This window comes from Micromonospora andamanensis (assembly GCF_016863495.1).
Lineage (GTDB): Bacteria > Actinomycetota > Actinomycetes > Mycobacteriales > Micromonosporaceae > Micromonospora > Micromonospora andamanensis.
On the sequence record NZ_BOOZ01000027.1, the window covers coordinates 98,219 to 122,096 of the forward strand.

The following is a 23,878-nucleotide window of genomic DNA, read 5'->3' on the forward strand; positions in this document are numbered from 1 at the left end:
GTGCTCGCTGGCTCAGGCTGAGACGTGCCGCCGGTGCGAAACGACGGCAAGCGGTCCGCGCTCAGCCCACACACCTGGTGCGGAAAGATGACCACATGCTCCGATCACCGCGCGCGCTCCTGCTGGATTTCGGCGGAGTCCTGGCCGACGCACCGCGACAGCCACCGGCACCACCGGAGCTGGTGCGTCGGCTGTTCGACCTGGTGGGCGGCGTAGTGCCGGCGGAGCGGATCGCCGTCGACCTGACCGAGGGCGGTCGGGCCTACGCCCGGTGGCGCGACGACGTCGGCCGCTCCGGCGACCCGATCGAGCTGCCGCACGCCCGGGTGTGGGCGGACTTCGTGACCCGAGCCTGGCCCCCGCAGGCCCGCACTGCGGTCGAGGAGGCGGCAACCCCGCTGGCGTACGCCTGGGCCTGGCGACCGGAATGGCATGTCCGCCCGGGGATTCCGGAGGCACTGCGGGCCGCGGCCGATGCGGGTCTGCCGATGGCGGTGGTCAGCAACGCCCTCTGCGGAGCCGCCCATCGGGACTTCCTCGCCGCAGCCGGGCTCTCCGACCTGTTCGTGGCCGAGTTCTACAGCGACGAGGCCGGCCTTCGGAAGCCCAATCCCCGGCTGGCCTGGCTGGCCGCCGACGCCGTTGGCGTACCGATCGGGGACTGCTGGTTCGTCGGCGACAGCGTGCACCGCGACGTGGCCTGCGCTCGTCGGGCCGGCGCCGGAGCCGCCATCCTGATGCGCTCGCCGCGCACCGACCGCGAACCGTCCCACCCCGACCTGCGACCGGACGCCCGCGCCGAGGACGGCCACGGGCTACTGGCTCTGCTGCGGCAGAACCGACGCACTGCTGACCGCTGACGCCGAAGTGACAAGGGCGCGCCCGGCAGGATTCGAACCTGCGGCCTTGGGATTAGAAGTTGAACCCGAACCGTGATCCCGGGTGCTTAGCAGTCCGCAGGGGTATCTATCTGTCCAGCTAGATGCCCCTGCGGATCCTCCTCCATGGTGCTTGGTGGTGCCGAATACCGGATCCTCTGGGCTCAGATCGGGCTCACACCCACCCAGCCGGAGCAACAACCATCTCCGTTGGGAGGACCTACCGCGGACACGATTGAAGTCGCAGAGTGGAACACCGCCGTGGGGAGGACCAGCGACCGGGCCAGTTGTCCCATCGGAGCCCCCCCGCGTGCGTGGGAAGGACGCGATGAGCTGAGTAATGGGGTCCAGTGGACCCGGAGCACCCCCACTTGCGTAGGGAGGACCGCACCCCAGCTATTCAAGCCGCCGCGGTGAGGGTCGGCGGGGGAACCAGACGATCAGTTTACGACCGCGTCAGGTCAGCGGGATCTGCCGCATCGTGGTTCGGGTGGCGGCGTAGATGAAGGGTGGCGGCTCGGCGAGGCAGCGCTCGATATCGCGCCAGCGGCTCATCACGACCTCCAACTGGCCGAAGACGCTGCCCGCGTCGGCGGCTGTCAGGGCGACCATCCTGGCCCGGTGCTCTCGTACGGCGGTGATCTCCAGTCGGTGTTCCTGGATGTGACGGTCCCGGGTGATGATCAGCCATCCCCGGCTGGCGACCTGCGGGATCCACTCCGAGTCCTTCACGGCGGGTGAGGCGATGGGGCACGGCGGGCGTTGGCGTTTGTGGATGACCGTGCCGGGGTCGCCGGGGTAGGTGACGTCGGATCGGAGTCCGGCGAGGAGGCGCGCGAGGCCGAGGAGGTCGGCGTCGATGTAGAACCGGACCTCGGCAGGCTTGATCCTGCTCACGCCGCGCGTTGGGAGTTCTCGTACGCCAGCGCCCACCGCACGTCGGGCACGTCGAGCTGGTACGTCTCGGCGATCTCCTCGACGTCCAGCCCTGCCTCGTCCTGCTCCCAGAGCACCTCGGTGCTGATCCCCTTGATCGACGGCCGACCGAACCGGACATCTGGCAGGATCCGCACCGGTGACTGGGGGTTGGGGTCCGGTCGCCAGCCGGCGGCGACATCGCCGTCCCAGGTGACCCGCTCGACAAACGCCGCCGATGGAGGAGTGAGCAGCAGCTGATTGCCGACGGCAGCCACCAGGCAGTACTCCGGGTCGAGACCGGCCTCGGCCTGAGCTTGCAGCACAAGTTTCTTGCCGGCGACGTAGGGCCGGCGGTCTGCGAGAGGGTAGGGCACCCCGAACTGCTCGCGGAGCAGGTCGATGAAAGCCCGCAACTCGACCATCGGCACCCGGTGGGTACGTCGGTACTCCCGCAACAGCCCGGCCTCGACGAACTCAGCCCACGTCACCGAACGGGCGCCGCGCGGCTCCGTGCGCAGCACAGGTTTGTGTCTGCGCCCCTTACGCTCGTCGCCCTCCAGCCAGTAGTGCAGCGTCGACTGCGCCACCCGCAGCAGCCGGGCAGCCTCCGCCTCCGAGAAGACCTCACGCTCCAGGACGCTCACCACAGTGCCAGTCTCCCACGCGTCGACTTTCCGTGGGTCCTGCGCGACCTCGCCGAACGCGACGGAGACAGCGGGCCGTTCCAACAGCGGCTGGCCGAGCTACGGGCGGTACATGCCCGCAGGCCCAGCCTGCTCGAACGCCTCAACCTCGCAGGCCTCGACACCTGACGCGCGACTCGCCGCCCGATATCAGCCGCCGTGTATCACCGCTCGAGGTGGATGGTGTGCTCGGCCAGTGCCGTCTCGGCGGGATCGTGGCTGGCGATGACCGCCGCAGCGCCAGTGGCGACGTGTTCGGCGAGCAGTTCGTGGACCTGCTGTCGGCTATGGGTGTCGAGGGCGGCGGTCGGCTCATCCAGGAGGTAGACGTCGGCGTCCTGGACGAGCGCTTGCGCGATGAGGGTGCGCTGGCGCTGGCCGCCGGAGAGTTCGCGCAGCCGTCGACGGGCCAGGTGTGCGATCTCCAGCCGTTGCATGATCTTCATTACCGACGTGCGATCTTCGCGGCTGAGGCGGCGGCGTAGCGTGAAGCGCCCGATCTGCACGCATTCGGTGACGGTCAGCGGTAGAGCGTCGATGTCACCGGTGCGCTGCGGCAGGAGGGCGAGGCGGGTGCCCGGCCGACGGTGAATGGTGCCTTCGGTCGGTTGCGCGACGCCCGCCAGCAGGTGCAGCAATGTGCTCTTGCCGGAGCCGTTCGCACCGGTCAGGGCTGTCACGGACCCGGATTCGACGCGCAGGTTGACATGATTCAGGACGGGGACGTCGGCGTATCGAAAGCCGACGTGTTCGGCGGTCAGGACGTCGAAGCTCAACGCATCCCCTAAACAGCAACGGTTTTCATTTCAGTATAGTCGGCCGGGTGATGTCGTCCCTGGTCGAGCCGTTCACCGTGTCCTTCGTCGTCCGCGCACTCGTCGGCGGTGTGCTGCTGGCCGGAGTGTGTGCGTTGGTCGGCGTGTGGGTGATCGCCCGAGGGATGACCTTCCTTGGTGAGGCGATGAGCCACGGGATGCTGCCGGGTGTGGCTCTCGCGTCGATTCTCGGCGGCAACCTCGTTGTCGGGGCCGCCGCCAGTGCCTTCGCCATGGCGGCCGGGGTCAACGCCCTTCGGCACAGCCGCGAGTTCGGCAGGGATACCGGCATCGGGCTGCTGTTCGTCGGGATGCTCTCGGTCGGGGTCATCATCGTGTCGCACTCGCGGTCGTTCGCCACCGACCTGACGGCTTTCCTGTTCGGCGACGTGCTGGCGATCCAGCGCCCCGACCTGCTGCTGCTCGGCGGCGCTGTCACCGTGGTCGCGGCGGTCACCGCCGCGTGCTACCGGCCGTTCCTCGCGCTGACCTTCGACCCGCGCAAGGCCAGGACGCTCGGCCTGCGACCGGACCTGGCCAACGCGGTGATGTTGGCGCTGCTGACCCTCACGATGGCGGTCGGTTTCAGCGTCGTCGGCACCCTACTCGCCTTCGGGATGCTGATCGCACCGTCGGCGGCGGCTTTGCTCGTAGCGCGACGGCTGCCCGCGGTGATGCTGACCAGCTTCGTGCTCGGCGCGGCCGCCGTCGTGCTTGGCCTGTGGATCTCCTGGTATGCCGCCACCGCCGCCGGCGCCACGATCGCCGCCGTCGCCGTACTGATCTTTTTTGTGACCCTCGCGGCGCGGCGGATCACCACCGCGGTACGGCATCTCCGATCGCACGTATCCGCGCCCATCGCCGATCCACCCTTGAGAGGAAGTTCGTGATCAGCGCCAGTACCAGACGCCTCACCGGTATCGCCGCCGTGGGAGTAGCGCTCATTTTGTCCGCGTGCGGCTCGTCAGGTGATCCACCGGTGGCCGAGGAGACACCGCACGGCTACGTCGCCGGTGCCGAAGAACTGCCCGAAGCCCAGTCGGCCATCGCGTACGTGACCCGTGGGGGTGAGCGGCTGCACCTGCTCGACCTCATCAGCGGTTCGGAAGGGGAGATCGGTCTGTCGCTCGGTGCCGAGCGGATCTCCGAGGACGGCCGTTTCGTCTACGTCGGCGACGGTGACCGAGCACTTGAGGTCGTCGATGCCGGAGTCTGGACGGTTGACCACACCGACCATGTGCACTACTACCGGGCACCGGCTCGGTCGGTCGGGGCTCTGACATTCGACGCGCCGATCACGGCAGTCGCCGGCTTCGAGGCTCACACGACGATCGGTACCGCCGACGGGAAGATCACCGTCCTCGACCGGCGTGACCTTGAAGCTGGCAAGGTCACCCGGCTTGCCGCGATCGACTCTGGCAGTTCCACGGCGCTGGCGGTGCCGTACGCGGAACGACTTCTCGTCGCCGTCGGCGACGACCCCGGCCGGCCGGCGGACCGGATCGTCGCCATGGACGAGCGTGGCGAACCTACCGGCGATCTGGAGGTTCCCTGCGCCGCCCCGCGCGGTTGGGCGGTGCTGCGCGGCGGTGCGGTCATCACCTGCGAGAACAGCCTCGTCCGCGTCAAGCTCGAGGGCGAGAAGCTGAATGCCAAAGCCCTGCCGAGTCCGCGGACGCCGGTATCCGCAGACCCATTCGGATACCGGCCACGCAGCAACGAGGCGGCGGTCGCGGATCGCGCCGGAATCTGGTCGGTTAACGCCGCCCAGGCCACGTTGCGGTACCTCCCCGTCACCGGACGCCAGTTGGTGGCGGCGGCGTCACCGGCGGACGGGAGCACGGTGCTTGCTCTCGACAGCACCGGCACGCTCGTCAGCTACGACCTTGAAACCGGGAAGGTGCTCGCGCAGACATCCGTGCCGGCCGCCAACCTGACGCTCGATATCGATCGCGCCTATCTGGCCGAACCGGCCGCCCGGATCATTCACGAGATCGACTACCGCGACGGCCTGCGTACAGCTCGGAAACTGCGGGTCGCCGAGCAACCGGATCTTGCGGTGGAGGTCGGTCGATGAGGGTGCCCAAACTCCTGGCGGTGCTCGTCGCGACGGCTGTCCTGCTGGCCGGCGGCATCGGCTGCACCTCGCCGGATCGTACGCGCATCGTCGTGACCACGAACATCCTCGGCGATATCGTCTCGAAGATCGTCGGCGATCAGGCTCGGGTCAGCGTGTTGATGAAGCCCAACGCCGATCCGCACTCGTTCGCCATCTCGGCGCGGGAGGCGCACGCCATGCAGACGGCTGACCTGGTCGTCTACAACGGTCTCGGACTCGAAGAGGCCGTGCTGCACCATGTGCAGGCGGCGAGCACCGAGGGGGTGCCCACCGTGGAGGTGGGCGCGAGGATCGAGCCGATCGATTACCGGGGCGGCGACGCCGCCGGTCTTCCGGATCCACACTTCTGGACCGACCCGACGCGCGTCGTTACCGCTCTGCGGCTGCTTACCGAGGAGATCATCGAGCACGTCGACGGTGTGGACGCCGACGTTGTCCGTCAGCGCGCCGAGTCGTACGCGAGTGAGATCGGTGATCTGGACGCGGAGTTGGTCGAGCGGTTCGCCGGGATTCCAGAGCAGCGGCGGGTTTTGGTCACCAACCATCACGTCTTCGGCTACCTCGCCGAACGCTACGATCTCGCGGTCGTCGGCGCGATCATTCCGAGTGGGACGACCCTGGCCTCACCGAGCGCCAGCGATCTAGCCTCGCTGGTAACCGCCATCGAGACCCACCGCGTGCCGGCCATCTTCGCCGACACCGCGCAACCGGCACGCCTTGCCGAGGTCCTCGCCGCCGAGGCCGGCATCACGGTACGCGTGGTCGGTCTGTACTCGGAATCGCTCAGCGACGCGGACGGCGACGCCGCCAGCTATCTGGACATGATGCGCTTCAACACCGAGGCAATCATCGGCGGCCTGAGCGGCAGCTGACCCCGGCAACACCGGTCGGGGACACTCATGTACGGTACATGAAAACGATTGTCAGTTTCGTTATGGAGGGGAATGCAGTGAACCGACGCACAAGCACCGGCGTGGCCGCAATGGTGGTAGCCGCGCTGGCGCTCACCGCCTGCGCGTCCGACACGACGAGTGAGAGTGGCTCCCCGTCCGCATCGCCGGCCGTCTCGGTGCAGGAGCCGGTGGCGGTCACCTACCAGGGCGGCATCCACGTGCTCGACGGCGAGACCCTGGAGGTGGCGCGCACGGTCGCGCTCGACGGGTTCAACCGGATCAACCCGGCCGGCGACGGTACCGGCGTCTTCGTCTCCACCGAGTCCGGCTTCGAGCTGCTCGACGCCGCCGCCGGCCGGATGACCGACATCACCTACCCAGGCGCGAAGCCCGGCCACGTCGTACTGCACGGCGACCGCACCATCCTGTTCACCGACGGCACCGGCGAGGTACACAGCTTCGACCCGAAGGGTCTCGCCGACGGCAAGCCCGCCGGACGTCAGTACAAGACCGCGCAGCCGCACCACGGCGTGGCAGTGGAGCTGGGTGACGGCACCCTTGTGGTAACCCTGGGCACCGAGGAATCGCGCCCCGGCGCGATCGCGCTTGACAAGGACGGCAAGGAGATTGCCCGCAGTGAGGAGTGCGCCGGCGTTCACGGCGAGGCTGTCGCGCAGGGGGATGTTGTCGGGCTCGGTTGCAAGGACGGGGTGCTGTTGTTCAAGAACGGTGCCTTCGTCAAGGTGAAGAGCGACCGGGCGTACGGTGCCGTCGCCACCCAGGTCGGCAGCGACGCCTCGCCCGTCCTGCTCGGCGATTACAAGATCGACCCGGATGCCGAGCGGGAGTTCCCCGAGCAGTTCGCGCTCATCGACACCGCCGCCAACTCGCTGAAAGTGGTGCCGATGCCCGAGGGCGTCAGCTACAGCTTTCGCTCGCTGGGCCGGGGTCCGCGGGGTGAGGGACTGATCCTCGGCACCGACGGCAAGCTGCACGTCGTCGACCCCGCCGCCGGCGAGATCACCAACGCCTGGCCCGTGGTCGCTGCCTGGAAGGAGCCGATGAACTGGCAGGAGCCGCGTCCGGCCCTGTTCGTCCGCGACGACGCCGCATACATCACCGAGCCCGCCACCAAGCAGGTGCACCGACTCGACCTTGCCACCGGCAAGGTGGTCGGCTCGGTGGAACTGCCCGCGATTCCGAACGAGATCAGCGGAACGCTGTCGGCACACTGAGCAACACGGACGCAGGGGCCCGGACTGGGGGAACGCGGTTCGGGCCCTCGCCGACCCCGGCGGGGCGAGTGGGGTGCCGGTCGAGGTTCTCGCGGGCTCGGGTGTAGCGCATGGTGGTTCGCGGGTCGGCGTGGCGGGCGGCGATCTGCACGTCGCGGAGGCTGACGCCGGCGTCGAGCATGGTCATCGAACGTGTGGCGCGGCATGTGCGGGTGACGCAAGCCCGGTGTGGTGTCGTCCCAGGCCGAGTCCAGGCGGCACCTCACACGTTCATGAGCAGCAGCATCGCTCCCATGCCGGCGGCCATGACGGAGTAGCTGAGCGAGTGCAGCCGGTGGCGGGACTTCGTCGTGGCGCGGTAGAGCCACCACAGGGCGGTGGCAGCGGCGAGTGCCACGAAGGCGATGTTGACCGTGTCCGCCCATGCCGGTGTCGGCACGGGTACTCCGCCGGAGGCGCCGCCGCCGTGGGAGTGTCCGGAGCCTGCGCCGCCGGTTCCCATCTCGGACATGAGTGTGGGCATGGCCGCGAGCATCCAGATCATCGCCACGTCCATCCCGGCATGGCTGAACAGATCGGCGCGGTCCGCTGCGTGCCGGGTCCGTCGGTAGGCGGGTAGCAGCGCGAGGGCGAGGATCGCGAAGACCGCGATCTGTGCCCAGGCGACCGCGCCCTCCACCATCACCCAGACCATGAGGATCATCGCCGCGCTCATCGCGCCGTGGTTGATGCCGATCAGCTCCTCGTCGGAGAAGGGCTGGTCACGGGAGACCGCCCGGCGGCGGATGACGAGATCGGCGACGCAGACGAGACCGGTAAGTAAAAAGACAACCGTCAATACGGGAACCCATGGGGCCTCAAGCACGACTACAACTTAGACCATGTGACCCGGGCGACCGGCGACCCTTGAAAGGGCCCACCTCGATGACCGTCTCAGAGACCGAAGCGCCGCCTCCCGCGGAGATGCCGGCGCCCGCCGCGAGAGTCCGCAGGACGAACTGGTTCGCCGCGTTCTGGCGCTGGCACTTCTACGGGTCGCTCATCGTCATTCCGGTGCTCTTCGCCCTCTCCGTCACCGGCATGATCTACATGTTTCGCGACGACGTGGACTCCCTCACGCATCCTGGGGTGCTGAAGGTTTCCGTGGTCGAGGGCGCCCAGCGGGCCGCCTTGTCCGCCCAGGAGGCGGCGGTTCGCGCCGAGTTCCCGGATCGTTCGATCCTGTCCGTCCAGGACGGCATCGGCGACCGGGCCACCCTGTTCGTCGCCGCCCAGGAGGACGGCAGCACCACGAACGTCTACGTGAACCCCTACACCTCCGAGGTCACCGGTGCGCTCAGCCAGGACCAACTCGTCTCCACCTGGGCGGAGCGCATCCACGGTGACCTGCTCATCGGCGACGGTGGCGTAGGAGACCGGATCGTCGAGCTCGGCGCCTCGTGGGGGATCGTGCTGACGATCACCGGTTTCATCATCTTCTTCCTCGGCCGGAAGGCCCGCAGCGGCGCCCAGGCCAAGGGCAGACGCGGTGCCCGGGTCCGTGGCTGGCACGCCATCGTCGGGCTCCCCGTCGGGCTCGGCGTCCTGCTGCTCGTCGTCTCCGGCCTGCCGTGGACCGGCTTCTGGGGCGCCAAAGCGTCGGAACTCGCGGCGCACGGCAACATCTCGCTCTGGGGTGAGGATCCCGGTGCCGAGTCCACCATCCGGCAGCAGATCGAGAACAGCGACGGCCAGTCGGCGCCCGCCGGCTGGGCCTCCGGCAACGCGCCGCAGGGCACCAGCACCGGCGCCGGCACACCGATCTCGATCGACAAGGCCGTCGCCACGGCGCAGGCACAGGGCGCTCCCGGGCCGTACCTGATCATGTATCCCGAAGGCGAAGAAGGCGTGTTCAGCGTGATGAGCAGCCAGTGGTACAACGTCGGCAACCCCGCCGAGTCCGACGTCACCCAGGAGACAACGGTCCACGTCGACCAGTACAGCGGCGAGAAGGTCGGCCAGTACAGCTATGCCGACTACAGCGCCATGGCCAAGGTCGTGTCCCACGGGATCGCCCTGCACGAGGGACGGCGTCTCGGCGTCGCGAACGAGATCCTGTCCACGCTGTTCTGCCTCGCCGTGATCTTCATGTGCGTCACCGGGCCGATGATGTGGTGGACCCGCCGCGGCACTGCCTCCGGGCTGGCCGCGCCCCGCGCGAAACTCCCGATCTGGGGCAACTGGCTCCTGCTCGCCGCGATGGCCGTCCTCGGCGTGTTCCTGCCCCTGTTCGGTCTGTCGCTGCTGGTGATCCTCGCGCTGGACCAACTCCTGATTCGCCGGGTGCCGGCACTCAGGAGTTTCTTCGGCACGGTGTGAACCTCGGCGACGGCCGGGTCGACGTGGCCGTCGCGCCGACCGAGGAAGGAATTCGGTCGTGCGGCGGCCCACGAGATCGCCGCGTTGGCGATGCCGCGTGATCGGTGTGGTCCGGCCGGTCTCCACCCGTGCCGGTTGCACGCTCACTGGTGCAGGTGTGCGCGCTGCCCCTCGCGGTCGAAGACCATGATCAGCTCGGCCGGCTCGTCGAGCGCTGTCATCGAGTGGGGCGTCATCGTCGAGAACTCGGCTGCCTCGCCCTTTTCGACCTCGATCTGCCGTTCGCCGAGCCAGAGCAGCACCCTGCCTTCGAGCACCAGGAACCAGTCGTACCCCGGATGGACCCGCTGCGCCGGCATCGTCGCCTCAGGCTCCAACCGGACCTTCATCGCCATGGTGCGCCCGTCGACGCGGCTCAGCGGCCACGTGGTGCGCGAGCCCGAACGGTGCTGCACGGGGCGGATCACCACGTCCTCGTCGCTGGTTGCCTCGAAAAGGACGTCGAGGCTGACCTGTAGCGCGTTGGCCAAGGGCACGAGCACGTCGAGGCTGAGCGTCCGTTTGCCCGTCTCGACCCGGCTGATCGTCGACGGGCTGAGGTTGGTGCGTTCGGCGAGCTGGTCCAGGGAGTAGCCGAGCGTGGTGCGGATGCTTCGCAGCCGGGTGCGCGCCAGCCGCTCTACGTCGCTGCCGTCGTTCATCTCTCCAGCATGAGGATGTCTTGCGAATCTCGCAAGCCGCCTTTCAGGTGCCGCCAGGTGTTCCTACGCTTGACGCATGACAGATCATGCCCACGGGGCCTCCGACCACACACCGCACCAGAGCATCGTCCGCCGGTGCGACGTCGCCGTCATCGGAGGATCGGCGGCGGGTCTGGCGGCCGCGCTGCAGCTCGCTCGTCAGCGGCGCTCGGTCATCGTCGTCGACGACGGCACGCCGCGGAACGCGCCGGCCGCGCACATGCACGGCTACCTCGGACGCGAGGGCACCCCGCCCGAGGCGATGCGGGCCATCGGGCGCGAGGAGATCCGTAGCTATGGTGGCAGCGTCCTGACCGGCCGCGTCCTGGCGGTCCGAAAGGAGGACGACGGGTTCCACCTCGCACTCTCGGGCGGCCATGGTCTCGTCGCCCGCCGGGTACTGGCCGCGACCGGCATCGCTGATGAGCTTCCCGACATCGAGGGCCTCGCCGAGCGGTGGGGCCGCCAGGTGATCAACTGTCCGTTCTGCCATGGCTGGGAGGTCCGCGACCTGCAGGTCGTACAGATCGTCACGACGCCGATGGGACTGCACCCGACCCAGCTGATGCGGCACCTGACCGACCAGTTGACCGTGGTGCTGCATGACGCCACGGGGATCGACCCGGCCGCGGTGCAGACCCTCGTCGCCTCCGGGGTCCCGGTCATCGAGAGTGCGGTGCGCCGGCTAGCCGACGCCGACCCGGACGGGTCACTCGCCGTCGAGCTCGCCGACGGCCGCAGCCTGCCGGCCGACGCGATCCTCACCGGCGCCCGGTTCCGCCCTCGGGTCGAGATGCTCGCCGGGCTGGGCATCGACACCACGGCCCACCCCAGCGGACTCGGCGACCTCGTCGCGGTCGACCCCACCGGACGGACCAGCGTGGCGGGCGTCTTCGCCGCCGGGAACCTGACGGACCCGAGCGCCCAGGTCCTACAGGCCGCGGCGAACGGTAGCTGGATCGGCGCTCAGATCGCCTTCAGCCTCGCGGCCGAGGACACCACGGCGGGTGCTCGCCCGTCCGGCGTCGCGATCGAGTGGGACAGCCGCTACGGGGACCACGAACGCATGTGGAGCGCCAACCCGAACGGCACACTCATGGCGGAGGCGACGGACCTGCCCCCCGGATGGGCGCTCGACGTGGGCGCGGGTGAAGGAGCCGACGCCCTGTGGCTGGCCGAACGCGGCTGGCAGGTGACCGCCTCCGACGTCTCCAGCAGGGCACTGGACCGCATCCGGGCCGAAGCGGACCGTCGCGGACTCGACGTTCGGACGCTGCACCGCGACGCCAACGACCCCGCCGCCTTCGCAGGCGAGACCTACGACCTGGTGTCCCTGCAGTACGGCTCGTTCCAGCGCACCCCCGAGCAGCGCGGACTGCGTAACCTGCTCGACGCCGTGGCCGTCGGTGGGACGCTGCTCGTCGTCGGCCACGACCTGACGCCGCTCCAGCAGCCGTCGGATCCCGCCGAGCAGACCCGCATGTACGACCCCCAGGCGTACGTCGGCATCGACGAGATCGCCGCCGAGATCACGGCCTCGGGTAACTGGCGCATCGACGTGCACGAAACCCGGTCGCGCCCCCCGGGGGCGATCAGCACACACCACGTCAACGACGTCGTACTGCGCGCCGTCCGACTGGACCACCGCAAGGAGTTGTAAGGCCACGCCGAAGGGGTCAGCCGGCGGCCAGTCGTAGTCCGAGCGCGACGAACGCGACGGCGCAGACCTGGTTGACGCGCCGTGACCAGCGGCCGTCAGCCGCCCGTCGGGCGAGGCGTCCGGCGCCCGCGCCGAGGCCGATGTCGACGGTGACCTTCACTGCGATGAAGACGGCGCCGAGCAGAACCAGTTGTGCGGTGGGGTTACGCGAGGGCTGCCGTGGAGAGTCCGAGCATCTCAGGACTCCTCGGTGCCGTCGAGCAGGGCACGGCGCAGGGTCAGCCGGTGTTCGCGGCGGATCTGTGCCTCGCGGTAGCGGCGCCGGTCGCCGTCGGTCTGGGGTAGCAGCGGCGGCACCGGGCGGGGGTGGCCGTTGTCGTCGACGGCGACCATGACGAGGTGGGCGGTGGCCACGTCGGTCGGTGGTACGGCGCGGTCCCACCGGTCGGCGGTGACCTTGACGGTGACCTCCATGGAGCTGCGGCCGGCCCAGGTGATGCGGGCGTCGACGTGTACGACGTCGCCGACGCGGACCGCGCGCAGGAAGGCGGTCTCGTCGATGGCGGCGGTGACGGCCGGGCCGTCGGAGTGCCGGGCGGCGACCACTCCGGCGACGGAGTCGATGAGGTTGAGGATCCGGCCGCCGTGGACCGTGCCCATCAGGTTGGTGTGGTGCTGGTCCATGATCTGCGACAGGGTCAGGTGGGAGGCCGACGGTGCTCGGCCGGCGAGAGTGGTCGTGTCGTGCACTGTGGCGTCCGTCCTCGGGAACAAGCCACCGACCCGTCGGCGCGCACGTCGAGGACGCGCCGTGTCGGCGCGTCACCCGCCCGACCCGCCCGCGAGGTCGACGGCAGCGCACACACCTTGTGTACGCAGCGCGGGCAGGTCTTCGGACTCGTGGGCGGTGCCGGACTCGGCCGGTCTCCTACTGGCCGTCGCTTCCCAGGCCGGGCGGCCCAGTGCGTGGTGACGGCTGTCGTTCCCACTCACCGCTGCGGGGCAGTCCCGGACTTTCACCGGGTTCCCTCTTACGACGCCCCACCAGCTACGGTCGGGCGAACCAGCGCCGTCGGCCACCCTATCCTGACCCGGTCCGACGACCGTCCGGCCCGGGTACCTGCGGCGAGCTGCCCCATCACTCCGACGCCGAGCGTCGGCCCGTGGCCGCGATCGCCACGAACCGCGCCGCCACGACCCACCGTGTGCGATCGGTAGCGGATTGACAGTGGCTGTGGGAGCAGACGAGACTGGCGCGACAACTGAACAACCGCGTGTGTGTGCGGGGGAAGTCCGGTCGAAGTCCGGCGCTGGCCCGCAACGGTAGGCCGCCGGGAGCATCCCTGGCGGCGAGCCCGAATACCTGCCGCACCCGCGATTTCTGCTCCCCACCCGTCGTGGCCCACGGGTCGGAGGCCGGCCAGCCGCGCCGTCGCCGGGCGGGCCGGGTTTCTGACGACCGCCGGGCCGGAAAGGCGCGTCCGATGGTCGTCCGCCTGAGCCGGCACCGCCTGCTCGCCCTGCTCTGCGGTGTGCTCGCCGCCCTCACTCTGACCACACCCGCGATCGCCGCGCCCCCGCAGGCCGGCACCGTCCGATCCGATGCGGCCGCGGGCTGGTTGGCCCGACAGCTTGTCGACGGGGAACGCTTCGAGGCCGTCTTCGACGGGGTCGCGTACCCGGACCAGGGATTGACCCTGGACGCGGTCTTCGCGTTCGCCGCCGCCGGTGTCGCCGACGACTTCGGCGCGCAAGCCCTGGCCTGGGCGACCCGGCCGGACGTGCGTGACGGGTACATCGGTGACGGCACCACCGAGGCGTACGCGGGCGCGACCGCCAAGCTCGCACTCGCCGTCGCGGTCCGCGGCGGTGACCCGACCGACGTCGGCGGTGTCGACCTCATCGCCCGGCTGGAATCGCTCCAGACGCCCGGCGGCCGCTTCACCGACCGGTCGGCGTGGGGTGATTTCAGCAACGCGTTCAGCCAGTCCTTCGCGATTCTCGCGCTGGACCGCACCGCGCAAGGTGCGCCGGCGACCGCCGCTGGATGGCTGGCGGGTACCCGGTGCCCCGACGGCGGCTATCCGCTGCTGCCCGCGCAGCCGGCCTGTATGTCCGATGTGGACGCGACGGCCGTCGCGGTGCAGGCGTTGCGGGCCGCCGGTCGTAAGGCTGATGCCGCCGCAGGGCTGCACTGGCTGCTCTCGGTGCAACGCGCCGACGGTGGGTTCACCAACGCCGGTGGGGTCGCGAACGCCAACAGCACCGGACTGGCCGCCCAGGCGTTGCGCGACGGCGGCCGGCCGCTGGCCTGGCTCCGGGCCCGCGTGTTCCTGGCCGATCTTCAGGTCGGGTGTGCCGCCCCGGTCACCGACCGGGGCGCTGTCGACTTCGACGGTGGTGTCTTCGATCCCGGCACCGCCCCCCGCGCCACCGCGCAGGCTGTCCTCGGTCTGACCGGCACCGGATATGCCCGGCTCTCCACTGTCACCGCGACCGCCGGCGCACCCACTCTGCCCTGCCGCTGACCGGCCGGCAGATTCCGTCCCATTAGAAGGAGTGCTCATGTCCCAGGTCTATGAACCTGTCCGTCGGTGGCTGGCGAGCATCGTGGCGGTGGCTGTCGTCGCCGTCGGGTTGATTGCTGTCGAGCCGTCTCCACGGGCCGCGCAGGCCGCCGCGTGCACCGGGACGTCGGGGGTCACCGTGGTGGTCGACTACGGTGCGCTCGGCGGCGGCGTCCAGGTGGCGTGCGCGCTCGGTGACCCGGCCACGGGCCTGGCCGCCCTGCAGGGCGCAGGCTTCACAGTGACCGGTACGCAGCGATGGGGATTGGCCTTCATCTGCCGGATCAACGGCAAGCCGACCGCCGCGACGGAACCCTGCATCAACACCCCGCCGGCCAGCGCGTACTGGTCGTACTGGCACGCCTCCGGCAGCGGAGCCGCCTGGACCTACAGCACGTTGGGGGCGACCAGCTACAACCCTGCTCCTGGCACGGTCGAGGGATGGTCCTTCGGCGCCGGCGCGGCACCCAGCATCACCGCCCCCTGACCTGCGTGTACCCTTCACGAGCCGTGGACGTGCCGGGTTCCGCCCGCCACGCTGGCGCCGAGAGGTGACCGGCGGTACGGTGGCGACACCCGGTGCGCCGGGTACACAACTGAATACGTCCCGTACGGGGGGAAGTCGGTAGAAGCCGACGCTGACCCGCAACCGTGAGCGAGCGCTGCCTCGCGAGCCGGAATGCCCCGCACAGGACGAGCGGCTTCCACTGTCGAGGTCTACAGGGTGGAGTCCGGGTAACCGAGGTACCGCATCTCGTCGCGGCCACGCGAGCGGATGCCGCCCGTCGGTGCCTTCCGGAGCTTTCACCGACCGCTCTGCGAAAGGCACCCCTTATGCCCACGTTCCCGCTCCGGCGCATCGGCGCCGGTCTCGGCGCCGCCACCGCCACAGCGCTCGCCATCGTCGCGACCACCCCCCTCGGCGTGGCCGCCGCGCCATCGCCGACCCACACCGCCGCCGCGCGCGACGCCGCGACCTGGCTCGCCGGGGAATACGTCGACGGCGTCCTGCCTGGACCGTTCACTCCCGAGGACTGGGGGCTGAGCATCGACGGCGTGATCGCCCTCGCCGCCACCGGCGTGGCCGGCTCTACTCGGCAGGCGGCGACGGCGCAGATCGCCGCGCACGTACGGTCCTACAACAGCTACGACGACTGGGGCATCGAGGGTTTCACCGACGGTGGCGCCACCGCGAAACTGCTCTACGTGGCCGCCGCCGCAGGCGCCGACCCCACCGACTTCGGCGGCTGGGACCTGCGTGCCGAGACCGTGGCCCTGCTGTCCGCGGCGGGCACGGGGCACCAGCGCGGGCGGATCACCAGCCGAACCACCGAGGCCACCGGCCCGGACCCCAGCAATACCTTCGACCAGTCCTTTGCCGTGTTGGGCCTGGCCCGCAGCGGCGGCGCGCCGCAAGAAACCGTCGACTTCCTCATTCAGCAGCAGTGCACGGCCGGCGGCTTCCGGCTCTACCCCGACGTCGACGGAGCACCGTCGCCGTCCTGCGACACCCAGGCCAATGCCACCCTCGACGTCGACTCGACCGCCATGGCCGTGCAAGCACTGCTCGCGACCGACGCAACAGGTGCGGACGAGGCCGCTCAACGCGGCGCCGACTGGCTGGTGGCGCAGCAACGCGCCGACGGGTCGTTCGGCGGGTCGGGGCCGACCAGCGGCGCGAACTCCAACAGCACCGGCCTGGCCGGGCAGGCCCTGGCCGCGGCCGGACGCGACGCCGGAGCGGCACGGGCCGCCGAAGCCTTGGCGGCGCTCCAGCTCACCACCGCCAACGGTGGTGCCGCGGCGGCCGACGCCGGCGCCATCGCCTACGCCAGCGAAGCGTTGACCGAGGCGGTCACCGACGGCATCGCCGACACCTTCCGCGACCAGTGGCGGCGCGCCACCGCCCAAGCGCTACTCGGGCTGGCCCGGGTGCCGCTGAGCCGGATCGGCCTCGACGTGCCGCCCTCCGGTGAGCCCACCCCATCGGCCACCGTGCCACCCACGCCGACCGGCTCGCCCAGCCCGACCGGACCACCGTCCCCGTCCGTCTCGCCCACACCGACCACCGCGCCCACCCACAGCCCGACACCGAGCGCCTCCCCGAGCGGCACGCCACCGACCCCCACCACGACGCCGACTCCCGCTGCCTCCGTCACCAGTCCCGCCGCCGGACCGGGCCGGCTGCCAACCACCGGCGCGGCGATCGGCGGGTACGTGCTCACCGCACTGCTGCTGCTCGGTGGGGGAGCGGTGCTGCTGGTGCTCGGCCGTCGGCGGGCCACATGAGCATCCTGGCGGCCCGCCTCGCCGTCACCCTCGCCGTGGCCGCCGCAAGTGTTTTGGTCGGGTCGGGTCCGGCAGCGGCCGCCGGCAGCGCGGGTTACTGCCCCGACGCCGCCGGTGTGACCGTCGTGGTTGACTTCAAGGAACTCGGCGGCGGCACCGTCGTCCGGTGCGCCCCCGGCGACCAGGCCACCGGCCTGGCGGCGTTGAAGGCCGCCGGCTTCCGGATCGCCGGCACACTGCGCTGGGGCGAGGGATTCATCTGCCGGATCGAGGGCAAACCCTCGGCCAGCACGGAGAAGTGCGTCGACACGCCACCGGCCAGCGCCTACTGGTCATACTGGCACGCGCCGAACGGGGGTACCTGGACCTACAGCGACAAGGGTGTGCTCAACCGCAAGCCACCATCGGGCAGCTTCGAGGGCTGGTCGTTCTCGCTCAACCGCAACGCCGACAGCGCACCCCGACCTGGTGTGGCCCCCGCCCGGCCCGCACCGCCGCCGCGCACCACGCCACCCGCGCCCCCGCCTGCGCCTCGCACGTCCGCACCGGCGCCGCCGCGTCCCCCGTCGGTTGCGCCACCGGTCGCCCCGCCACCGGCCGTCAGTGCACCGAACGCAGCCACGATGTCGGGCGGTACCCCACCGGCCGGGGTCACCCTGACCCCACCGGTGGCCGCCGCCACCGCGACCCCGCCCGGCAGCTCACCCGTGCCGACGACGGCCGCCACCGCTCCGCCGCTCGCGGCTGCGCCCGTCGCCCCGTCGGCCGATCCGACGGACTCGTACCCGGCGACCGAGTTCAGCGCCACGCGTGACACCGGCGGCCTCCCGCTGGGCACCGTGGCGGGGGTGCTCCTGCTGGTCGCGCTGGCGGGTGGCGGGATCGTCGCCGCCCGCCGCCGGCGGACCGCCGAGCCGGATGACTGACCAGGCCACCGCCGACGGGGTGGGGCGACAGGCACCGGTGACACCGCCTGACAGCCGGTCGGCCCTGGCGGGACGCCTACCCCGCGCCCTGCACCCGGGTGCCTGGTGGCTGTGGGCGCTCGGGCTGGCGACCGCGGCCAGCCACACCACCAACCCGCTGCCGCTGGCCCTGCTCATCGCCGCCGCCGCGCTTGTGGTCGTGCGCCGCCGAGGTGACGCCCCCTGGGCGTTCGCGTTCCGGATGTACCTGATCCTCGGCGCGGTGATCGTGGCTATGCGGGTGGTGTTCCGCCTCGTCTTCGGCGGCGGACAGGGTGACCACGTCCTGCTTCACCTGCCGGAAATTCCGTTGCCGGCGTGGGCGGCGGGCATCCGGCTGTTCGGCCCGGTCGCCGCCGAACAGCTCCTCGGCGGCTTCTACGACGGGCTGCGCCTGGCGACGATGCTCATCTGCCTCGGTGCCGCCAACGCCCTGGCCAATCCGAAGCGCCTGCTGAAAGCGGTCCCCGGCGCCCTGTACGCGGTCAGCACTGCCGTGGTGGTCGCGTTGTCGGTGGCCCCACAGCTTGTGGAAAGTGTGCTGCGGGTACGCCGGGCCCGCCGGTTGCGCGGCGCCGCCAGGCAGGGTCTGCGTGCCCTGCGGGGCATCGCCCTGCCGGTGCTGGCCGACGCCCTGGACCGATCCCTCGCCCTGGCCGCGGCCATGGACTCGCGCGGCTACGGCCGCACCGCCGCGATACCGGCCGGCCAGCGCGCCCTCACCGGCGGGCTGGTGCTCGCCGGACTGGTCGGTGTCTGCGTCGGCACGTACGGGCTGCTCGACGCGACCGTGCCCGGCTACCTCGGTCTGCCGATGCTGATCGTCGGGCTGGCGACAGCCGTCGCCGGGATGCTGCTGGCCGGCCGGCAGGTCCGGCGCAGTCGCTACCGGCCGGACCGCTGGCGGATCACGGAGGTTGTCGTCGCCGGCTGTGGGGTGGCCACCGCCGTCGTGATGGCGGTGGCCGGATCCGTGGATCCGGTCCGGCTCTACCCGCCGGTGAGCCCGCTCACCTGGCCCGAGCTGACCCCGCTGATGCTCCTGGTCGTCGCGGTCGCGGTCGCGCCGGCCTGGCTGGCACCGCCGCCGACGCTCGCGGCTCACCGCACCCCCCGCCCGGTGCTCACTGCACCGAACGGCACGACCCGCAGCTCGCCGAAGCGTGACACCAGCGAGTCGGAGGCCCAACGTTGATCGATTTCAGTCGGGTGACCGTCCACTACGCCGAAACCTCCGAACCGATGCTGCGCGACGTGAACCTGCACATCCCCGAGGGCGAGCTGTGCCTGGTCGCTGGCCGCACCGGCGCCGGCAAGTCGACCCTGCTGCGGGCCATCAACGGGCTGGTGCCGCACTTCACCGGCGGCACGCTCCACGGCACCGTCACCGTGCAGGGCCGCGACACCCGCAGCCACCCTCCCCGTGACCTCGCCGACGTCGTCGGAGTCGTCGGCCAGGATCCCCTCGCCGGCTTCGTCACCGACACCGTCGAAGAGGAACTCGCCTATGGCATGGAACAACTCGCCCTGCCGGCGCCGGTCATGCGTAAACGCGTCGAGGAGACCCTCGACCTGCTCGGCATCGCCGAGCTCCGGGACCGTCCGCTGCGAACTCTCTCGGGCGGGCAGCAGCAGCGGGTCGCCATCGGCGCCGTGCTCACCAGCCACCCGCAGGTGCTCGTCCTCGACGAGCCGACCTCCGCCCTGGACCCCACCGCCGCGGAGGATGTCCTGGCCGCCGTCACCCGCCTGGTCCACGACCTCGGCGTCACCGTCGTGGTGGCCGAACACCGCCTCGAACGCGTCGTGCACTACGCCGACCGGCTGCTCTACCTGCCCGGCGACGGCACCGTCATCGACGGCGAACCTGCCGCCGTGCTCGCCGACATCGACCTCGCGCCACCCCTTGTCGAGCTGGGCCGGGCTGCCGGCTGGACACCCTTGCCGCTGTCCGTACGCGACGCCCGTCGCCGCGCATCGGACCTGCGGCAGCGGCTCGCCGACGCCCCGGCGCCTCCGGCCACACCACCACCGGCCGGTCTGCCGGTACTGGCCGCCCGCAACATCGTGGTGCGCTACCCCGGCACCGTCGCCGTGGCCGGCGTCGATCTCGACCTGCATCCCGGCCGGATCGTCGCGCTGATGGGCCGCAACGGCTCCGGCAAGTCCAGCCTGCTCTGGGCGGTGCAGGGCAGCGGCCCACGGCACAGCGGAACTGTCACCGTCACTGGACCTGACGGCGCCACCGACCCGAAGACACTGCCTGCCGGTCGCGCCCGACGACAGGTCGGGCTGGTCCCGCAGACTCCGGGGGACCTGCTCTACCTGGAGACGGTGGACGCCGAATGTGCCCAGGCCGACCGGGAGTCCGACGCACCTGCGGGCACCTGCCGGGCGCTGCTGGACCAGCTCACCCCCGCGCTGCCCGGCGACCAGCATCCCCGGGACCTGTCGGAAGGGCAGCGGCTGGCCATCGCGCTCGCCGTCCAGCTCACCGCCGCACCACAGGTCGTGCTGCTCGACGAGCCCACCCGAGGCTTGGATTACCTCGCCAAACGGCAGTTCACCGCGATCGTCCGGCGGCTGGCCACCGAAGGTCGGACGGTCGTCGTCGCCACCCATGACGTCGAACTCGTCGCCACCCTCGCCGACCGCGTCGTCGTGATGGCGCAGGGAGAGATCGTGGCCGACGGCACCACCGCCGAGGTCATGCTCGCCTCACCCGCGTTCGCCCCGCAGGTCGCCAAGGTGCTGGCACCGCAGCCCTGGCTGACCGTGGACCAGGTCACCGCCGCGCTGGCCGCCACACGGACACGAGGATGACGACCGCCCTGCGGATCGCCCCGCGAACGGCCGTCGTGCTGGTCCTGGCCTCCGTCGCCGCGCTGGCCACCTTCAGCTGGCCGTTCTTCGTACCAGCCCAACCCGAGAGCATGGCCCGGACCACCGAGGCACCACTGGTCTTCATCGCCGTACTACCGATCCTGCTGGCCCTCGTCCTGGCCGAACTCAGCTCCGGCGGCATCGACAGCAAGGCCCTGGCGATGCTCGGCGTGCTCGCCGCCGTCAACGCCGCCTTGCGTCCGCTCGGTGCCGGCACCGCCGGCATCGAGACGGTGTTCTTCCTGCTCGTGCTCGCCGGCCGGGTCTTCGGACCCGGCTTCGGGTTCCTGCTCGGCGCCACCTCGCTGTTCGCCTCCGCCCTGCTCACCGCCGGTGTCGGCCCGTGGCTGCCGTTCCAGATGCTGGCCGCCGCCTGGATCGGCCTCGGCGCCGGGCTGCTGCCGGCCCGGCTGCGGGGCCGAGCCGAGATCGCCGTGCTGGCCGGCTACGGTGCGCTCGCCGCCTACGGCTATGGGCTGCTGATGAACCTGTGGTTCTGGCCGTTCAGCATCGGCGCGGACACCCAGCTCTCCTACGTCGCCGGGGCGCCGGTGCTGGACAACCTGCACCGCTTCGCCGTGTTCACCGCCGTCACGTCCACCTTCGGCTGGGACACCGGCCGCGCCATCACCACCGTGATGGCCATCGTCCTGGTCGGACCCGCCGTCCTGGCTGCTCTGCGCCGGGCCGCCCGGCGCGCCGCCTTCGACGCACCGGTCACCTTCGCCACGACACCAGGGCCGGCCATCCCGCCCGGGCAAGCCAGCGGTCTCGGTGTGCGGCCGCCGGGGTAGGGCAGGCCGAGCAACGTGTTCGTCCATGCTGGTGGCGAGGGCGTCGCCGAGCAGGACGCCGTCGGCGACGATGCCCGCGCCGGTCTCGTCGCAGGAGGTTTCGATGCCCAGGACGACAGGCACCGTCAGCCGTCCTGGCCGGTACCCACGCCGACGCCAGTGTGTTCGGCGCTGGTGGTGAGGATTCGCTTGCGGAGTTTGCTGGGAAGTCGGTCGACGTAGGCGAGGCCGTCGAGGTGGTCGACCTCGTGCTGGAAGCAGCGGGCCAGGGTGCCGGTGCCGTCCAGCCGGACTTCCTGACCGTGCATGTCGAATCCGGTGACGGCGGCGGTGGCGCAGCGGGCCAGTTCGGCGTGCTGGCCGGGGACGGAGAGGCAGCCCTCCGTGTCGGTCACCAGGTCGCGGTGCTCGGGCAGGTGCAGGACCGGGTTGACGACGGTGGCCACGGTGTGGGCGCCAGTGGCGTCGGGGCAGTCGACGACGAAGATCCGGGCGTCGACGCCTATCTGGTTGGCGGCCAGACCGACGCCGTGGGCGGCGTACATGCTGGCGAACATGTCGGCGACGAGCTGGGCGAGGGCGTCGTCGAAGTCGGTCACCTCGGCACAGCGACGGTGCAGGACGGGCGTGCCGTAACGGGTGATGGGGCGCGGGGTCCCTGTCGAGGTCTGCACAGTGGCCTATCATATGCAATTGCCAAAGCTTTGCATTAAGAGCAGCAACCCCAGAGGAGTTCTGATGGCGGTCTACACCCTGCCCGACCTGCCCTACGACTACGGCGCGCTGGAGCCGGCGATGTCGGGGCAGATCCTTGAGCTGCACCACGACAAGCACCACGCCGCATACGTCAAGGGCGCCAACGATGGTCTGGAGCAGCTCGCCGAGGCCCGCGACAAGGGCGACTTCTCCACTCTTGTCGGCCTGGAGAAGACGTACGCGTTCAACCTCTCCGGGCACGTACTGCACTCGATCTTTTGGGGGAACCTCTCCCCGGATGGTGGCGACCGTCCCGATGGCGAGCTGGCCGCCGCCATCGAGGAGCACTTCGGTTCGTTCGACGCGTTCGCCGGGCAGCTCTCCGCCGCCACCAAGGGCGTGCAGGGCTCCGGTTGGGGCGTACTGGCCTGGGAACCGCTCGCGCAGCGGCTGATCGTGGAGCAGGTCTACGACCACCACGGCAACGTGGGGCAGGGCTCCACGCCGCTGCTGGTGTTCGACGCCTGGGAGCACGCCTACTACCTGCAGTACAAGAATGTCCGGCCCGACTACGTGGACCGGCTGTGGAACCTGGTCAACTGGTCGGACGTGATCGCCCGGTTCGATGCCGCCCGCGCCGCCACGCCGAAGCTCTGACCGCATGACGGGCCTCACCCCGGCCGCCGCAGAGCTGGTGCAACGCGCTGCCGGGGTCATCGCTGCCAAACATCGCGGTGACCTCGGCGGCGCTGAAGAACTCCTCGCCGCGTTCGGCTCCGAGCAGGCCAGGACCCTCGGTTTCTACCTCCTGGCGGACCTGAGCCTCGGACTGCTCCGCGCGCAGAGCGGCCAGTCGTTGGACGACCTCGTCCGGGAGTTGTCCCTGCTCGTCGCCGCCACCGCCACGCAGCCGGACAACTGACGCGTGGTGATCACCTGGTCGGTGTCGCCGGCACTGTGAGGTGCCGGCGACACCTGCCGGAACGCGACGGCGGGCGGCCCGGCGACTGCCGCGCCGCGCACGGCGCCCAGGCCGGCGACATCGTCACCGTCGCACTGGACCGCACCCGTTCTACGCCGAAAGCGGCGGACAGGACTCCGACGCCGGCATGCTCACCGGTCCGAACCTGCGCGCCGAGATCATCGACGTGCAACGGCCGGCCAAGAATCTGATCGCGCACACCGTCCGGATCCTCGACGGCAGCCTCGCCGTCGGTGACACCGTGCACGTCGCCGTGGACTCGGAGTGGCGCACCGGCGCCCGACAGGCCCACTCCGGCACTCACGTCGCACACTCCGCGCTGCGCCACGTCCTCGGACCGAACGCGTTGCAATCGGGCTCGTACAACCGACCCGGCTATCTGCGCCTGGACTTCGCCTAAGGC

The 23,878-nt window shown here is 70.7% G+C and carries 25 protein-coding genes and 2 riboswitches; of the genes, 17 read left to right on the plus strand and 8 right to left on the minus strand.

All coding sequences use genetic code 11. The features are described from left to right. The first annotated feature begins 95 nt into the window (after positions 1-95). Positions 96-860 carry an HAD family hydrolase gene (locus Van01_RS21960; protein WP_204010762.1) on the plus strand — a complete coding sequence of 255 codons (765 nt, stop codon included), beginning with the start codon at positions 96-98 and terminating at the stop codon, positions 858-860. A gap of 474 nt (positions 861-1,334) precedes the next feature. Here the strand turns inward: Van01_RS21960 and Van01_RS21965 are convergent, their stop codons facing one another. The 3 genes from Van01_RS21965 to aztA all read right to left on the minus strand — a co-directional run bounded on the left by Van01_RS21965 (position 1,335) and on the right by aztA (position 3,255). Beyond that, the gene (locus Van01_RS21965) at positions 1,335-1,775 is read right to left on the minus strand and encodes a PIN-like domain-containing protein (protein WP_155220988.1); all 441 of its coding nucleotides are present in this window, start codon (positions 1,773-1,775) and stop codon (positions 1,335-1,337) included. Beyond that, on the minus strand, positions 1,772-2,443 hold the full coding sequence (locus Van01_RS21970) for a DUF433 domain-containing protein (RefSeq protein ID WP_204010765.1): 672 nt from the start codon (positions 2,441-2,443) through the stop codon (positions 1,772-1,774). Before Van01_RS21970 ends, Van01_RS21965 begins: the two co-directional genes overlap by 4 nt. Before the next feature lie 200 nt (positions 2,444-2,643). After that, positions 2,644-3,255, minus strand: a complete 612-nt coding sequence (gene aztA / locus Van01_RS21975; RefSeq protein ID WP_204010768.1) for a zinc ABC transporter ATP-binding protein AztA — start codon at positions 3,253-3,255, stop codon at positions 2,644-2,646. 50 nt (positions 3,256-3,305) lie between these two features. Between aztA and aztB the strand changes: the two genes are divergently transcribed. The 4 genes from aztB (at position 3,306) to aztD (ending at position 7,541) form a co-directional block, all read left to right on the plus strand. Next, entirely contained in the window at positions 3,306-4,184 is an 879-nt protein-coding gene (gene aztB / locus Van01_RS21980) for a zinc ABC transporter permease AztB (RefSeq protein WP_204010853.1), read from the plus strand. A 38-nt stretch (positions 4,185-4,222) separates the two neighbouring features. Further along, entirely contained in the window at positions 4,223-5,371 is a 1,149-nt protein-coding gene (locus tag Van01_RS21985; protein WP_239099222.1) for a hypothetical protein, read from the plus strand. Next, positions 5,368-6,285 (plus strand): zinc ABC transporter substrate-binding protein AztC, encoded by a 918-nt coding sequence (gene aztC, locus Van01_RS21990; protein ID WP_204010771.1) that lies wholly within the window; start codon positions 5,368-5,370, stop codon positions 6,283-6,285. Before Van01_RS21985 ends, aztC begins: the two co-directional genes overlap by 4 nt. 77 nt (positions 6,286-6,362) lie before the next feature. Continuing rightward, positions 6,363-7,541: a zinc metallochaperone AztD gene (gene aztD, locus Van01_RS21995; RefSeq protein ID WP_204010774.1), complete on the plus strand. Its 1,179-nt coding sequence runs from the start codon at positions 6,363-6,365 to the stop codon at positions 7,539-7,541. A gap of 262 nt (positions 7,542-7,803) precedes the next feature. Here aztD and Van01_RS22000 read toward each other — a convergent pair whose 3' ends face one another. Next, positions 7,804-8,406, minus strand: a complete 603-nt coding sequence (locus tag Van01_RS22000) for a DUF5134 domain-containing protein (RefSeq protein ID WP_204010777.1) — start codon at positions 8,404-8,406, stop codon at positions 7,804-7,806. Positions 8,407-8,465: 59 nt separating this feature from the next. Here Van01_RS22000 and Van01_RS22005 point away from each other — a divergent pair, with 59 nt between their 5' ends. Next, a complete protein-coding gene (locus Van01_RS22005) occupies positions 8,466-9,899 on the plus strand; it encodes a PepSY-associated TM helix domain-containing protein (RefSeq protein ID WP_204010780.1) in 1,434 nt (477 codons plus the stop codon). Between the two features lie 143 nt (positions 9,900-10,042). On the opposite strand, the gene Van01_RS22010 is transcribed toward Van01_RS22005, so the two are convergent. Further along, on the minus strand, positions 10,043-10,600 hold the full coding sequence (locus Van01_RS22010; protein WP_204010783.1) for a helix-turn-helix domain-containing protein: 558 nt from the start codon (positions 10,598-10,600) through the stop codon (positions 10,043-10,045). Between the two features lie 76 nt (positions 10,601-10,676). Between Van01_RS22010 and Van01_RS22015 the strand changes: the two genes are divergently transcribed. Beyond that, the gene (locus Van01_RS22015) at positions 10,677-12,299 is read left to right on the plus strand and encodes a bifunctional NAD(P)/FAD-dependent oxidoreductase/class I SAM-dependent methyltransferase (RefSeq protein WP_204010786.1); all 1,623 of its coding nucleotides are present in this window, start codon (positions 10,677-10,679) and stop codon (positions 12,297-12,299) included. A gap of 16 nt (positions 12,300-12,315) precedes the next feature. Here the strand turns inward: Van01_RS22015 and Van01_RS22020 are convergent, their stop codons facing one another. Both Van01_RS22020 and Van01_RS22025 read right to left on the minus strand, forming a co-directional pair. Continuing rightward, a complete protein-coding gene (locus tag Van01_RS22020) occupies positions 12,316-12,459 on the minus strand; it encodes a hypothetical protein (RefSeq protein ID WP_239099218.1) in 144 nt (47 codons plus the stop codon). 77 nt (positions 12,460-12,536) lie between these two features. Continuing rightward, the gene (locus Van01_RS22025; protein WP_204010789.1) at positions 12,537-13,049 is read right to left on the minus strand and encodes an acyl-CoA thioesterase; all 513 of its coding nucleotides are present in this window, start codon (positions 13,047-13,049) and stop codon (positions 12,537-12,539) included. Between the two features lie 116 nt (positions 13,050-13,165). Next, positions 13,166-13,382: riboswitch (cobalamin riboswitch) on the minus strand. Positions 13,383-13,562: 180 nt separating this feature from the next. Beyond that, positions 13,563-13,683, plus strand: a riboswitch (cobalamin riboswitch). A gap of 100 nt (positions 13,684-13,783) precedes the next feature. On the opposite strand from Van01_RS22025, the gene Van01_RS22030 reads away from it, so the two are divergent. From Van01_RS22030 to Van01_RS22060, 7 genes are all read left to right on the plus strand, one after another. Then, a complete protein-coding gene (locus Van01_RS22030; protein WP_204010792.1) occupies positions 13,784-14,827 on the plus strand; it encodes a prenyltransferase/squalene oxidase repeat-containing protein in 1,044 nt (347 codons plus the stop codon). Between the two features lie 31 nt (positions 14,828-14,858). Further along, positions 14,859-15,353 carry an SCO2322-related protein gene (locus tag Van01_RS22035; protein WP_204010795.1) on the plus strand — a complete coding sequence of 165 codons (495 nt, stop codon included), beginning with the start codon at positions 14,859-14,861 and terminating at the stop codon, positions 15,351-15,353. A gap of 347 nt (positions 15,354-15,700) precedes the next feature. Continuing rightward, entirely contained in the window at positions 15,701-17,155 is a 1,455-nt protein-coding gene (locus Van01_RS22040; RefSeq protein WP_204010796.1) for a prenyltransferase/squalene oxidase repeat-containing protein, read from the plus strand. Continuing rightward, complete coding sequence (locus tag Van01_RS22045; RefSeq protein ID WP_204010797.1) at positions 17,152-18,081, plus strand: SCO2322-related protein; 930 nt, start codon at positions 17,152-17,154, stop codon at positions 18,079-18,081. Before Van01_RS22040 ends, Van01_RS22045 begins: the two co-directional genes overlap by 4 nt. Then, entirely contained in the window at positions 18,074-19,315 is a 1,242-nt protein-coding gene (locus Van01_RS22050) for a CbiQ family ECF transporter T component (protein WP_204010798.1), read from the plus strand. Before Van01_RS22045 ends, Van01_RS22050 begins: the two co-directional genes overlap by 8 nt. Further along, positions 19,312-20,943 carry an ABC transporter ATP-binding protein gene (locus Van01_RS22055; protein WP_204010806.1) on the plus strand — a complete coding sequence of 544 codons (1,632 nt, stop codon included), beginning with the start codon at positions 19,312-19,314 and terminating at the stop codon, positions 20,941-20,943. The genes Van01_RS22050 and Van01_RS22055 overlap by 4 nt, the downstream gene beginning before the upstream one ends. Continuing rightward, positions 20,940-21,797, plus strand: a complete 858-nt coding sequence (locus Van01_RS22060; RefSeq protein ID WP_204010807.1) for an ECF transporter S component family protein — start codon at positions 20,940-20,942, stop codon at positions 21,795-21,797. Before Van01_RS22055 ends, Van01_RS22060 begins: the two co-directional genes overlap by 4 nt. 125 nt (positions 21,798-21,922) lie before the next feature. Here Van01_RS22060 and def read toward each other — a convergent pair whose 3' ends face one another. Continuing rightward, complete coding sequence (def, locus tag Van01_RS22065) at positions 21,923-22,471, minus strand: peptide deformylase (protein ID WP_204010808.1); 549 nt, start codon at positions 22,469-22,471, stop codon at positions 21,923-21,925. Between the two features lie 64 nt (positions 22,472-22,535). Between def and Van01_RS22070 the strand changes: the two genes are divergently transcribed. From Van01_RS22070 to Van01_RS22080, 3 genes are all read left to right on the plus strand, one after another. Beyond that, positions 22,536-23,150 (plus strand): superoxide dismutase, encoded by a 615-nt coding sequence (locus tag Van01_RS22070; RefSeq protein WP_204010809.1) that lies wholly within the window; start codon positions 22,536-22,538, stop codon positions 23,148-23,150. A gap of 4 nt (positions 23,151-23,154) precedes the next feature. Next, positions 23,155-23,415 carry a superoxide dismutase gene (locus Van01_RS22075; RefSeq protein WP_204010810.1) on the plus strand — a complete coding sequence of 87 codons (261 nt, stop codon included), beginning with the start codon at positions 23,155-23,157 and terminating at the stop codon, positions 23,413-23,415. A gap of 187 nt (positions 23,416-23,602) precedes the next feature. After that, entirely contained in the window at positions 23,603-23,875 is a 273-nt protein-coding gene (locus Van01_RS22080) for a hypothetical protein (RefSeq protein WP_204010811.1), read from the plus strand. Positions 23,876-23,878 lie beyond the last annotated feature (3 nt).

Bases quoted from the DNA above. Each gene is read 5' to 3' on its own strand.
- Van01_RS21960 (WP_204010762.1), top strand. From the start codon at position 96: ATGCTCCGATCACCGCGCGCGCTCCTGCTGGATTTCGGCGGAGTCCTG.
- aztB (WP_204010853.1), top strand. From the start codon at position 3,306: ATGTCGTCCCTGGTCGAGCCGTTCACCGTGTCCTTCGTCGTCCGCGCA.
- aztC (WP_204010771.1), top strand. From the start codon at position 5,368: ATGAGGGTGCCCAAACTCCTGGCGGTGCTCGTCGCGACGGCTGTCCTG.
- Van01_RS22005 (WP_204010780.1), top strand. From the start codon at position 8,466: ATGACCGTCTCAGAGACCGAAGCGCCGCCTCCCGCGGAGATGCCGGCG.
- Van01_RS22010 (WP_204010783.1), bottom strand. From the start codon at position 10,600: ATGAACGACGGCAGCGACGTAGAGCGGCTGGCGCGCACCCGGCTGCGA.
- Van01_RS22015 (WP_204010786.1), top strand. From the start codon at position 10,677: ATGACAGATCATGCCCACGGGGCCTCCGACCACACACCGCACCAGAGC.
- Van01_RS22030 (WP_204010792.1), top strand. From the start codon at position 13,784: ATGGTCGTCCGCCTGAGCCGGCACCGCCTGCTCGCCCTGCTCTGCGGT.
- Van01_RS22040 (WP_204010796.1), top strand. From the start codon at position 15,701: ATGCCCACGTTCCCGCTCCGGCGCATCGGCGCCGGTCTCGGCGCCGCC.
- Van01_RS22045 (WP_204010797.1), top strand. From the start codon at position 17,152: ATGAGCATCCTGGCGGCCCGCCTCGCCGTCACCCTCGCCGTGGCCGCC.
- Van01_RS22050 (WP_204010798.1), top strand. From the start codon at position 18,074: ATGACTGACCAGGCCACCGCCGACGGGGTGGGGCGACAGGCACCGGTG.
- Van01_RS22060 (WP_204010807.1), top strand. From the start codon at position 20,940: ATGACGACCGCCCTGCGGATCGCCCCGCGAACGGCCGTCGTGCTGGTC.
- Van01_RS22070 (WP_204010809.1), top strand. From the start codon at position 22,536: ATGGCGGTCTACACCCTGCCCGACCTGCCCTACGACTACGGCGCGCTG.
- Van01_RS22075 (WP_204010810.1), top strand. From the start codon at position 23,155: ATGACGGGCCTCACCCCGGCCGCCGCAGAGCTGGTGCAACGCGCTGCC.
- Van01_RS22080 (WP_204010811.1), top strand. From the start codon at position 23,603: ATGCTCACCGGTCCGAACCTGCGCGCCGAGATCATCGACGTGCAACGG.